The organism is Tamlana carrageenivorans, from assembly GCF_002893765.1.
GTDB lineage: Bacteria > Bacteroidota > Bacteroidia > Flavobacteriales > Flavobacteriaceae > Pseudotamlana > Pseudotamlana carrageenivorans.
This window is the reverse complement of record NZ_CP025938.1, coordinates 2,420,651-2,432,500: the sequence shown is the minus strand read 5'-3', so window position 1 is coordinate 2,432,500 and position 11,850 is coordinate 2,420,651. Positions and strand designations below refer to the sequence as shown.

Below are 11,850 nucleotides of genomic sequence, written 5' to 3'. Positions count from 1 at the left end.
CTAATTTTAATATTATTAATGTTTCTCCCAAAAATAAACTTATTGATATACTGAATAGTTGTTAAAGCAGTTATCTTAGCTACGATTCTTGTTTTAAAACCTTCAAAAGTTTTAGCATAATTGCGTCTTATCATAAATTGGTCACAAAGTTGTGAAAATAATGTTTCTATCCTTTTCCTCTTTTTTCTAAATACATAAGGCTGTACTTTGTAATTTTTTTGATTGCTTCTCATAGGTGTATTTAGCGTTATATTACAGGTTTCAAACAAGTTAAGCTGTATTTCTGTTGATAAATAGCCTTTATCACCAATTAATGTACAATCGCTTATTTGCATCTTAATATCTTTAAGATAATTAATATCGTGTACAGATGCTGGACTCAAATCGATACTTTGAAAGACACCATTTACAGAACAAACAGCGTGCAGTTTATAACCGTAATAATTAGAACTTTGAGCTGCACAATAACCTTTATCTGGAAATGCATAAGTGTTTTCTTTACAAATCTTTGAACGAGAACTGCGTGATAATTTACAAACTTCTAAAGGCATACTATCTACTACAAAATAATCTTCAAATTCATTAAAATGGGAAGCTAAGCTTAACCTGATACTGTTGAGCTTATTAACTAGTTTTCGTCTTCTTCTATTGTAGACACTTCTCTCTATTTTTGATAATAGGGAATCTGGAAGTTTTCTAAAAAGGTCATTTTCACTATCTATTCCCATAAATTCGGCAGTAAGACTCAAACTGATAAGTTCTAAATCACTAAGCTTTGGTTGTCGTCTTTGATAACTTAAAAGTTGTTCTTTCGATATTTTTCTTAATACTTCCAATATTCTTTCGTAATTTGCACTCAAGTTGTTCATTATTAATGATTTGTAGTTAAATCAATTTACTGATTTTCAGTAAGATGAACAACTTTTTTCTTTTAAATCATAATGCACAACGGGTTATATTAACATTTTTAATACTATTAACAGGTCAAAGCATGTTTAGTCAAAGTTTTATTAGTTCTAATATTCAGTCGTATTTAGTAGATAAATCATGGAGTTCAGAAAAAAATAACGACAAAAAAATAATGTTTAAGTTTAAAAGTGATGGCTCTCTTCACCTATTTACTGCTGGTAATGAAGTGGGGTATGAAGATTATTATATTTCTACAAGTAGCTGTAGTAATTTAGGAAATGGCTTCGATAGTTCAAAAGTAGGTTCTTCCTCAGCTGGTAATTATATAGTAACAAGGGCTTTTGCCATGTAATCCAGTTTTATTCAGGTTATAAAAAATACAGAATAAAAGCTAGCAACGCTAATGATTCTGAATGGCAGGATTTTTATTTGCTTGATTAAGATTGGTAAAAAAATAAATTATCTTGACGATTTACAACCCGAAATAACTTGGTATTTAGACCAAGATGGCGATGGCTATTACGGTCAAACCATGAAATCTAAAACCTCGCCAGGAACCAAATGGATCGATTTTATTATGTTTGGTGAGGATTGTGATGATAATGACGTTACAAAGACTACGAATTGTTCAGATTGTGTAGTAGTTCCTGACTTTCAATGTAGACCAGGGGAATTTTTAGATGAGAACTGTGAATGTCAAATAATTCTTGACGACCCATGCGCAAATAAAGATCTTTTAAAGAAACAAATTTCTTCAGAAGTTATGTCTTTAATTAACTCTAGAACACAGCCAAACACTATGGTTCAGTCATCTCAAATGGTTCCTTCTTTTATCTTAGAACCTTTAGATGATGGATGGGGTGATGTTAATCAGGATAGACACTCATTAAACATTAAGAGTATGCCAGATGGATATACTCCTTTTGCCCTTTTTGATGAGATTAGGAAAAACTTTAGCAATATAGTTACAGGTGGGGATCTTCTAGGAACTACAGTGACATTTGAGCCTTATTCCACAGCAGATGGGGTGACATGGAATTCTTCTAACCCATTAGGAGCAGCAATGGATTTTAGTACATTTATGGATACTTCAACAGTAATTTGTGTAGAATATAATGCAGAAGAAATGTATTGGATTTTTGCTACAGTTACAAGTTATGATCATCAAGGTCATTTTGTGGCAGGTTTAAGGCAATTTGGAATTGAGCCAAATGCAAGCGGAGGGCATTCATTTTATCTTAGAGGAGCAGATAGATTAGGTGGTGTTTTAGATTATTTATTATTGTTGTCCGATAAAAAACAGAATTAGCTAAAAAAGCTTTGGTGTTGGCCTTTTTTATTGATCGCACTCTTTATTTTGAAAACAGAACCTCCTTATGGGTCAAAAAGGCTTAATTGCCCAATGTTTTTGGTTGTAATCTCTTCCCAATTAGCTTCTGGGTTTTTCAGGAATTTGAACAAATCGATATATGTCATCAAATGGTATCGTATGACGGACATCATATTGGAATAAGCCCAGTTTCTTTGGGCTTTTCTTTGGATCACAAGCATAATGAGCTGGATTATCAAACTGACCCAGATTTGTATTTCGATGGCATTTTGATTGTCTCCCAAAAAATACTTTAGCGGAAAGTTCTGTTTAAGCCGCTTGAACATCGTCTCAATCTGCCACCTATTTTTATAGATGTCGGCTATTTTGTCTGCATCAAGATCATAATTATTAGTGATGAACTCATAAACTTTTTGGTGCTTTTCGTGCCAAAAAGCGATTCTCCTCAGGGAAAAAGCATTGCCGTTTTTGTCCGTAAGCCCTATTTTTTCGTCCTTTAAGACAGCATCGTCCACTTTATTGGAGATATCAAACTCTTCAAGGCTTGTATAGCGAGCATTGTCCTTTTGCCGAGTCACAAAGTAAACATCTTCCAGTGTCCATTTTTGGTATTGCTCATAATCCACATACCCTTTGTCAAAAACCACATAAGAGCCCTTCTTGAGTTCCAGGTCTTTTAAAAAGGTGTGGTCGTGCGTGGCCGCGCTTGAAAACTTAATCAGACAAGGAACGTCTTCCATGGCGTTTATCATAGTATGCATCTTGATACCTCCTTTCTTTTTGCCGTTGAGCGGGTTCCTTCCTACACCTTTAAGAATGTCACTAAATAGGGGGATGGTCGAGGAATCAACGATTTTAAGGTTCTTCACTGCAGGTTCTAAGGGTCTGCTGTCCGATAAAAAGCGATGGTAACGTTTGTAGAGTAAATGATAAATATCGGCAAATACTTCAGAGCTTCTTCTCCTGTTAGCATCTGACAAGGTACTGCGTTTTGGAAAGTCCGTGAGTCCTAGATGGTTGATCTTTCCCTCGCAGGCAAGCATAATACTGGAAACCTCACGAAGTGAGCTACAGCCACTGATCACGGTAAATACCATAGTGGCCAAATGCTCATAGGTGGTAAACTTTTTGGTATAGCGATCGCTGTTGTGCTTTTTGGCTGTCCGATGAACATCTTTGGGCAAAATGAAATTTAATACCTGTTTGATTATGGGGTGTCCGCTAAAGTTTTTACTTTTATTCATATCTTGGATGTGTGATAACTTCAAGATACAAAATAAGCGGGAAATCCTATCTTGGAAATCCCGCTTTTTAAATCTTTTATCGGACACTAATGATTTAAAAATAAAACAAAAGCTGATTTTATACAACTAACAAAAACTAATGAAGATAATACTTTTTCAGGTTTCTATTCTGGGTTTAAATTATATAAATCAGGATATGAAAAAGAAGGAATTCAATATATTGAAAAAGCGTTTAAAAATAGCTCAGCCCCGAAAATAGGAAAAATTCTAGCTGCCATACATATTAGTAAGGGTAATTATAAAAGAGCTCAAGAAATTTATAACTTTAACATTAACGTGGAACCTTTTCGCTATGAAGCCCGAATGGATCTTTTAAAGCTACTGGAAAAAACTAATCGATATCAAGATATAGTAAATTTGTCCAATGAAATAAATAGTTTTCCTGTAAAAATTTCTTCTAAAAAAAATTAATTCTTACAAAAAAACAGCCAGAACTAAAATCTCAACTTATTCCAACCTCATAGATACTACGAATCACATTCATGGAAGTGTTTCGAATATAAAATTCTTAAAAAGCACAATTTTAAATAAAACTCTGCCTTATAAAGTATACCTTCCTCCTATTGAGGACATATCAAAAAAACTTCCTGTCCTTTATATTAATGATGGATTTCAATATATGAATAAGGGCAGCTTACATAATATATTAGATAGCTTAATAATTGCCAAGGAAATAAAACCTATTATGGCTGTTTTTTTAGAACCTAAAGATAGTACTCAAAACAATCGGAATGTTAGACAAGAATTATTCATAAGCAATCCCTTCTTTGTTGACTTTTTCACTCAAGAATTGATTCCTCAAATAGAAAAAAACTACCCCGCCAGTCCAAATAAGGAAGATAGAACAATTTTAGGGGTTTCCTTTGGCGGGTTAGCCGCACTGTATTTAGCTGACAAAGCACCATATACTTTCAAAAATATAGCTATGCAATCCCCTGCTTTTCATCCATATCAGAATATTTACAATGCATATGCTAGAAAACCAAAAAAAGATTTCAATCTATTTATGAGTTACGGCACAGGAAAAGACACGAATTGGCAGGTTATCCCTATGATTAGGATTTTAAAAAGAAAAAAATATGATCTAACTGTTGTTCGTGTAAAAAATGGAAACCACGATTGGAAAACTTGGAAAAAACAGTTGGTTGGTATTATGCTAAATTATTATAGGTTGCATTAATTTTTAAACTAACAAGGCCTAACAAAAAGTAAAGGCTAAAGTATTTATAAAAGAGCATTTTATTTGCACCGTTAGTTGTATTCATTTCAATAATATTTAACTTTTTATCAACTCTATTCTACAGGGAAGTCAAAATAGGTATGAGGAAAAGGCTCATGACGTAAAGTAAAGTGCCACCATTCTTTAGAATAACCTCTAAAGCCATGTTTAAGCATGGTATCATGAAGTAATTTTCTGTTTGCTTTTTGCTTTTCAGTAATCTCTTGATTGTTATACCAAGATACTGGTCCGAAAAAATCAAAAGGGCTCCCCATATCTAATGGCTCACCCGTATTTCCATCAATAATGGTTAAATCGACGGTGCTTCCTTTACTGTGTCCAGAATGTGTTGCTATATATTGTTCTCGGAATAAGTTTTTCTTTCTAATATGCGGATAAAAGATTTGTTTGGTTAACGTATCATTAACCTCTCTAGCCCATTTCATAAAATGATTTACGGCTCGTTGTGGTCTATAGCCATCATAGACTTTTAAACACAAATTTTGCATTTGTAAATCATCATTCACCAGTTTCAGCGCATGGGCAGCTTCCTTGGTTAAAATAAGTTTATTAGCATGGTAGCCCTCTACAGGTTTACCTACAAAATTAAAGCTGGTGTTATAACGCAGTTCAACATCTAAATCGGGAATCACTTCGTTTACGTAAACAAAACCTTCAGGTAATTGAGCAAACAAACCAAAACTAGTCAAGCACGCTAGTATAAAAACTTTAAAATTCATTATATTTTTATTTCTACGAATTTAAAAAATAAAAACTTAAGGATGCTCTAAATGACAGATCCACATTATTTGACATGTACCATAATGTCATGACACATCAAGGATCAAGCACAAAAGTTGGGGAGTAAAAATAATTTTATCTTTGGAAAAAATTAAATTCCGTGGAAATTTCTAAAGATTTATTATCCTTATTACTACCTGATTTTCTGGTAGCTCATTTTAGTTTTAAAAGTAGTTCTTCAACAGAAGATAAACTTCGGTTGTATTTCGAAGAGAAGAACATTGTCCCAAATAGTTTTAAAACACGTAAAGTAGAATCTAAAGGTTTTCATAAAGAAATAATTATCGAGGATTTTCCACTTAGAGGGAAACTAGTTTATCTGCATTTAAAGCGCCGCAGATGGCGTGATGTAGACACAAAAGAAACCCTGCAAAGAGACTGGAATAATGTAGCAAAAGGCACTCGTATGACCACCGAGTTTGCCGCTTTTTTAAAAGAAATTAATCGATAATAACAATACTAGCACGCAAACTATAGCTAATTTGTATGGTTTAGATGGTAAAAAGCTACAGCGCCAATATCGAGATTATTTAAGTGAATTTAAAGATTGGGAATACCTTGAGCAATCCACCAAATGGTTAGTCTACCCTCAAAATATTGGCAAACGATTATCTATAGATGAAATAGCACTTTCACAAGGAGAGTTATACACCGTAGTAACCAATAAAAAAGCCAAAGGTAGAGCAGGTTCTATTGTAGCTATTATTTCAGGAACTAAGGCCGAAGAGGTTATTAAATATCTTAAAAAGATACCTGAAGGCAAGCGGAGGTTGGTAGAAGAAATAACCTTAGATATGGCCGGTAGCATGAAACTAATTGCAAAGAAGAGCTTCCCAAGAGCCGTGCAAGTCATTGATCGCTTTCATGTACAACAACTAGCTTCTGATGCTGTACAAGACATTAGAGTAAAATACCGCTGGCAAGCTCTAGAACTAGAAAATGAGGCTATCAAGACAGCTAAAAATAATAACTACCAGTATCGAGCAGAAGTATTTAGTAACGGGGACACACGCAAACAACTACTAGCACGAAGTAGGTATCTTCTATTCAAAAGTCCTGACAAATGGACTAGTTCCCAAAAGGAAAGGGCAGGAATTTTATTCAAGCAATACCCTATGATAAAGGAAGCTTATGACTTGTCAAACCAGCTAAGAGTAATTTACAATACTTGTACAGACAAAAATATAGCAATGACTAAATTGGCACTTTGGTACAATCAAATTGAAAATAGTGGCTTTAAAAGCTTTAGAGTTGTTATGAACACAATCTCCCTAAATTACAGGGGAATATTAAACTATTTTGACAACAGAAGTACCAATGCGGCTGCTGAATCTTTTAATGCAAAGATCAAAGCCTTTAGACAACAACTTAGAGGTGTGAGAAATAAGGAATTCTTCCTCTTTAGATTAGCACAAATTTATGCCTAGTCCCCAACTTTTAGGACTGATCCCTTTTAGGACTGATCCCTTTTGCTCTTGATCCAAGAGGAGCTTGACCCTTGATCTGAGGTAACTTAAAAATAGAGCATAAAAAAAACCGAGCTCCCTCAAACTCGGTTTCTTATCAATTTGCTGTTAGTTTTATGAAGTTAGATTTGGGATCACCCCATTAACAACATATGCAAATATTAATTAATTAATCCATTGAACTAAAAAAATGTATTATTTAGTACAGTTCAAATATAATACAAACAACCTAATTTAAACGACTAAATACCGTTATTTTAGATTAAATACACAAATTATTAACATTTAGGTGGTAAAAAACAGAAAAAACCTACATAAAATTCAAAAAGAATTAAATATTGTAACATTTTTCTACTATATGCAAATGAAAAGTAACATCTTTTTAAAATGGAAAAAGCACCTCTTTAAAAAAAGGTGCTTTTTCACTAACTAACCAACCAAAAATATGAATTACACTTACAAGTTTAAAGTAACCACTCAATAAACCATATGGTAAATGTATTCAGTACAAAATTAGCCATAGATATGCCAAATGAATTATAGTTATTTGCTTTTGTGAATAATTTAACAATGTTCACACTATTTATAGTATTTAAAAAAAGTTCGGTATTTAGTTTTTAAAAATTAATTATTAGATATTTGCCGATAATTAAATACCCCCTATTCATGAAAAAAATTTCTATATTACTCTTAGCATTCATATGTATATCATGTGGAGATAACAGCAACGATTTAACCGTAAAAACCCATGTAAAAGGGCTTAAAAAAGGTACCGTATACTTAAAAAAAGTAGAAGACACAACCTTAATAACGGTAGATTCAATTGTAATTAATGGCAATTCGAGTTTTGAACTGCATAGTAAAATAGATTCTCCAGAAATGTTTTACTTAGATCTTGATAAAAATAGTACAGAACAGGACCGCATCGGTTTTTTTGCCAATCATGGTGTTACAGAAATCAACACTACGTTAAAGAACTTTGTCTATGATGCTCAAATTAAAGGTTCAAAACAGCAAGAAGTATTAGAAAACTATAAAGCGCTAATTTCAAAAATAAACAACAGAAACTTAGATATCATCAAAGAAAAATTTGAAGCTCAGATGGCCAAAGACACCACTAAATTATTGGCCCTTCAAAAAGAAGAAAATACTGCTTTAAAAAGAAAATATTTATATATCGTAAACTTTGCGATTCAAAATAAAGATAGTGAAGTTGCACCTTTTTTAGCGCTTTCTGAAATTTACAATGCTAGATTAGATTTACTAGACACGATTAATAAGTCTTTAACGCCAAAAGTAAAAGCATCTAAATACGGAAAGGAGCTTAGTAGTTATATTGAAACTATTAAAAGCGCGGAGAAGTAATTTAATCACACAGCCTCCCCCATAAAAAACAGCCTTGTATCATGATACAAGGCTGTTTTTTTATATCTCTTTATGAAACATAATAGGTCATTAAAAAGCATAAAAAAAGCCTCACTACAAGTGAAGCTTTTTTGAGCCGATGGAGGGACTCGAACCCACGACCTGCTGATTACAAATCAGCTGCTCTAGCCAGCTGAGCTACATCGGCTTATTTAACGGGTGCAAATATAATCGCAATTTTTTTAATTGCAAGCATTCCGTTAAAATTTTTTATCCTAATGCATTAATTTTATCAATCAACGCTTTGCCTTTAGTTTCTAACTCGTTGCTAATCGCTTTAAAATGAGCTTTTGGGTTCTCCGATTTAGCATTTACCTTAGCAATTAACTCATCAAAAGTATTTATTGCTTCATCGATAATTGCCTCACTTTTTTTTGTGTCTTTATCAGTGTTTTCATATTCCCAAACGTAAACCGCTTCAATAATATCACCTAAAACAAAATTAATATCTTTTTTTAGGTCTCTAACATTTGCCATAATTTCTTAATTTATTTTGAGCAAAATTACGTATAAACTTCCAATACACCTCTATTTTAAGATATATTTTACAGTGTAAAACTATTCTGTTATTTGAAGTTTAAACTCACCTCCTTATTATCAATTGTTAGTTATTTTCCTGAGTAACGAACAAAATTACGAGGCGTTTCATACAGGGTAATTTCGAGCTCTAGTGTTGATTGTAATTTAGGTTTTAATTTATTATAGATGACTACGGCAATATTTTCAACCGTAGGATTTAACGTTTCAAATTCTGGAACTTCAAGATTAAGGTTCTTATGATCAAAGGCTGCTTCAATTTCAACCTCAATTAATTGCTTTAAAATAGCGACATCAATAACAAAACCGGTTTCCTTATTAATTTCTCCTGTAACGCTTACAATAAGTTCGTAATTATGTCCGTGATAATTAGGGTTATTACATTTACCAAAAACGGCACTGTTTTTTTCTAAACTCCAGTTCTTGTTGTGTAATCGGTGAGCTGCATTAAAATGAGCCTTTCTACTTACGGTTGCTTTCATGTGTTCAACTTTATACTATCGTAAAACTTATCGAAAATAACTTTAAACCAAGCCGTATAAATTTCTGGTTGCTTTTCAATATCCTCTTTAACCGCTTCTAGGGGCATCCATTTCCAACTCGCCACTTCATCGGGATTAATATTAGGCTTACCGTTATAGGTCCCTAACATAATATGATCGTATTCATGCTCGGTTAATCCGTTATCAAAAGGCGCCTTGTACATAAAGGAAATCGATTCTTCTAGTGGCACTTCAAAACCCATTTCTTCTTGTAATCGCCTTCTACCTGCATCTAAATTAGATTCGCCATCACGTTGGTGACTACAGCAGGTATTGGTCCAAAGCCCGGGAGAATGGTACTTATCCAAAGCGCGTTGTTGAAGCATCAATTCATTTTTATCGTTGAAAACAAAAACAGAAAAGGCACGATGTAATAAGGCTTTTTCATGAGCCTCCATTTTGGGCATCAAACCTATTTTTTCATCCTTCTCGTTTACAAGTATTACTTTTTCTTCTTCCATCTAACAATTTCTATTTTTAGAATTAAGGCTTATATATTCCCTAGATTAAAGGAATTTATAAAATTTCACCATTTAGATTTAAATCGTAAAAAACAAAAATACCAAGTAAATTTCGATTACCGAATGAATACAAATAGAAATTTAAAAAGTGTTTTTATCTGCTATGCTTATTGAAGTTATATCTTATCTTTGCAACCCATTTTGCAACAAGATTTATGAGTTTTTTAAAAGAAATACAACGACGACGTACTTTTGGTATTATTTCGCACCCCGATGCTGGTAAAACCACATTAACTGAAAAATTATTACTTTTTGGTGGAGCGATCCAAGAAGCAGGCGCTGTAAAGAGCAACAAAATAAAAAAAGGTGCTACGAGTGACTTCATGGAAATTGAGCGTCAACGTGGAATCTCAGTTGCTACTTCGGTTTTAGCTTTTGAGTACAACGGTATTAAAATTAATATTTTAGATACGCCTGGTCACAAGGATTTCGCCGAAGATACGTTTAGAACCTTAACGGCGGTAGACAGTGTAATTGTTGTTATTGATGTTGCAAAAGGTGTTGAGGAACAAACAGAAAAGCTTGTTGAAGTTTGTAGAATGCGTAACATTCCGATGATTGTTTTTATTAATAAAATGGATCGCGAGGGTAAAGATGCTTTTGAACTTCTAGATGAAATCGAGCAAAAGTTAGGTTTAACGGTAACGCCTTTAAGTTTCCCTATAGGTATGGGGTACGATTTTAAAGGAATTTATAATATCTGGGAAAAAAACATCAATTTGTTTAGCGGAGATAGCCGTAAAAATATTGAAGAAACCATTGAAATATCCGATTTAGAATCTGAAGAACTAAATAAATTAGTAGGTGACAATGCCGCTGAAACCTTAAGAGAAGAGCTGGAATTAGTCGATGGAATTTATCCGCAGTTTAACCATGAAGATTACTTAAACGGTACGCTGCAACCGGTGTTTTTTGGATCGGCTTTAAACAGTTTTGGTGTTCGTGAACTCCTAGACTGTTTTGTTGAAATAGCACCAAAACCACAGCCTAAAAACAGTGAAGAACGCCTTGTTAAACCCGATGAGGATAAATTTTCTGGATTTGTATTTAAGATTCATGCCAATATGGATCCTAATCATAGAAACCGATTAGCCTTTGTTAAAATTGTTTCTGGTGAATTTAAAAGAAATGCGCCTTATTTACATGTGAGACATGGTAAAAAGGTCAAGTTTTCGAGTCCGAATGCATTTTTTGCTGAAAAGAAAGAAATTGTAGACATCTCCTACCCTGGTGATATTGTAGGTTTACAAGATACAGGAAACTTTAAAATTGGAGATACCCTTACTGAAGGCGAAATTTTAAATTATAAAGGTATTCCAAGCTTTTCACCGGAACATTTTAGATACATCAATAATGCCGACCCATTAAAATCTAAACAGCTTTTTAAAGGTATAGATCAATTAATGGATGAGGGTGTTGCTCAACTATTCACCTTAGAACTTAACGGAAGAAAGGTTATTGGAACTGTTGGAGCATTACAGTATGAGGTAATTCAATATCGCCTAGAACATGAATATGGGGCTAAATGTACCTATGAAAATTTAAATGTTCATAAAGCATGTTGGGTAGATCCGAGTAACTCAAAAACAGATGAATATAAAGAGTTTGTTCGCGTGAAGCAACGCTTTTTAGCTAAAGACAAACGTAACCAATTGGTATTCCTGGCTGACTCTGCATTTTCACTGCAAATGACGCAACAGAAGTACCCAAATGTTAAGCTTCATTTTACTTCAGAATTTAATTAGTCTTTTTAGAAAACCCAAATTTTAACTAAAGTCTTCGCTGATTCTATAACT

The 11,850-nt window shown here is 33.4% G+C and carries 13 protein-coding genes and 1 tRNA gene (1 of these 14 running past the window's edge); 7 read left to right on the top strand and 7 right to left on the bottom strand.

The window, feature by feature from the left end:
- Nucleotides 1–869 carry the 5' portion of an IS982 family transposase gene (locus tag C1A40_RS10805; protein WP_102994439.1) on the bottom strand. It extends 10 nt beyond the left edge of the window, so only the first 869 of its 879 coding nucleotides appear in the window; it begins with the start codon at nucleotides 867–869; its stop codon lies off the left edge, out of view.
- Nucleotides 870–991: 122 nt separating this feature from the next.
- On the opposite strand from C1A40_RS10805, the gene C1A40_RS10800 reads away from it, so the two are divergent.
- Nucleotides 992–1,261, top strand: coding sequence for a hypothetical protein (locus tag C1A40_RS10800; protein WP_158651339.1), 270 nt, complete (start codon nucleotides 992–994; stop codon nucleotides 1,259–1,261).
- A 51-nt stretch (nucleotides 1,262–1,312) separates the two neighbouring features.
- Nucleotides 1,313–2,218, top strand: a complete 906-nt coding sequence (locus C1A40_RS10795) for a hypothetical protein (RefSeq protein WP_158651338.1) — start codon at nucleotides 1,313–1,315, stop codon at nucleotides 2,216–2,218.
- A gap of 65 nt (nucleotides 2,219–2,283) precedes the next feature.
- On the opposite strand, the gene C1A40_RS10790 is transcribed toward C1A40_RS10795, so the two are convergent.
- Entirely contained in the window at nucleotides 2,284–3,483 is a 1,200-nt protein-coding gene (locus C1A40_RS10790; protein WP_102994434.1) for an IS4 family transposase, read from the bottom strand.
- A gap of 466 nt (nucleotides 3,484–3,949) precedes the next feature.
- Between C1A40_RS10790 and C1A40_RS10785 the strand changes: the two genes are divergently transcribed.
- Nucleotides 3,950–4,723: an alpha/beta hydrolase gene (locus C1A40_RS10785; RefSeq protein WP_102995900.1), complete on the top strand. Its 774-nt coding sequence runs from the start codon at nucleotides 3,950–3,952 to the stop codon at nucleotides 4,721–4,723.
- A 113-nt stretch (nucleotides 4,724–4,836) separates the two neighbouring features.
- Here the strand turns inward: C1A40_RS10785 and C1A40_RS10780 are convergent, their stop codons facing one another.
- Entirely contained in the window at nucleotides 4,837–5,502 is a 666-nt protein-coding gene (locus tag C1A40_RS10780; protein WP_102995899.1) for a M15 family metallopeptidase, read from the bottom strand.
- Between the two features lie 161 nt (nucleotides 5,503–5,663).
- On the opposite strand from C1A40_RS10780, the gene C1A40_RS10775 reads away from it, so the two are divergent.
- The 3 genes from C1A40_RS10775 to C1A40_RS10765 all read left to right on the top strand — a co-directional run bounded on the left by C1A40_RS10775 (nucleotide 5,664) and on the right by C1A40_RS10765 (nucleotide 8,394).
- Complete coding sequence (locus C1A40_RS10775) at nucleotides 5,664–6,014, top strand: ISAon1 family transposase N-terminal region protein (protein ID WP_102995318.1); 351 nt, start codon at nucleotides 5,664–5,666, stop codon at nucleotides 6,012–6,014.
- A gap of 31 nt (nucleotides 6,015–6,045) precedes the next feature.
- Nucleotides 6,046–6,990, top strand: coding sequence for an ISAon1 family transposase (locus C1A40_RS10770; protein WP_479685325.1), 945 nt, complete (start codon nucleotides 6,046–6,048; stop codon nucleotides 6,988–6,990).
- A 705-nt stretch (nucleotides 6,991–7,695) separates the two neighbouring features.
- Entirely contained in the window at nucleotides 7,696–8,394 is a 699-nt protein-coding gene (locus C1A40_RS10765) for a DUF4369 domain-containing protein (protein WP_102995897.1), read from the top strand.
- A 134-nt stretch (nucleotides 8,395–8,528) separates the two neighbouring features.
- On the opposite strand, the gene C1A40_RS10760 is transcribed toward C1A40_RS10765, so the two are convergent.
- The 4 genes from C1A40_RS10760 to idi all read right to left on the bottom strand — a co-directional run bounded on the left by C1A40_RS10760 (nucleotide 8,529) and on the right by idi (nucleotide 9,994).
- Nucleotides 8,529–8,602: transfer RNA gene (locus C1A40_RS10760), tRNA-Thr, on the bottom strand.
- Nucleotides 8,603–8,664: 62 nt separating this feature from the next.
- Nucleotides 8,665–8,931, bottom strand: coding sequence for a hypothetical protein (locus C1A40_RS10755; protein WP_102995896.1), 267 nt, complete (start codon nucleotides 8,929–8,931; stop codon nucleotides 8,665–8,667).
- Between the two features lie 131 nt (nucleotides 8,932–9,062).
- Nucleotides 9,063–9,473 carry a 6-pyruvoyl trahydropterin synthase family protein gene (locus tag C1A40_RS10750; protein ID WP_102995895.1) on the bottom strand — a complete coding sequence of 137 codons (411 nt, stop codon included), beginning with the start codon at nucleotides 9,471–9,473 and terminating at the stop codon, nucleotides 9,063–9,065.
- Nucleotides 9,470–9,994 carry an isopentenyl-diphosphate Delta-isomerase gene (gene idi, locus C1A40_RS10745; protein WP_102995894.1) on the bottom strand — a complete coding sequence of 175 codons (525 nt, stop codon included), beginning with the start codon at nucleotides 9,992–9,994 and terminating at the stop codon, nucleotides 9,470–9,472. Before idi ends, C1A40_RS10750 begins: the two co-directional genes overlap by 4 nt.
- A gap of 215 nt (nucleotides 9,995–10,209) precedes the next feature.
- On the opposite strand from idi, the gene C1A40_RS10740 reads away from it, so the two are divergent.
- Nucleotides 10,210–11,799 carry a peptide chain release factor 3 gene (locus C1A40_RS10740; protein WP_067148765.1) on the top strand — a complete coding sequence of 530 codons (1,590 nt, stop codon included), beginning with the start codon at nucleotides 10,210–10,212 and terminating at the stop codon, nucleotides 11,797–11,799.
- Nucleotides 11,800–11,850: the final 51 nt, after the last annotated feature.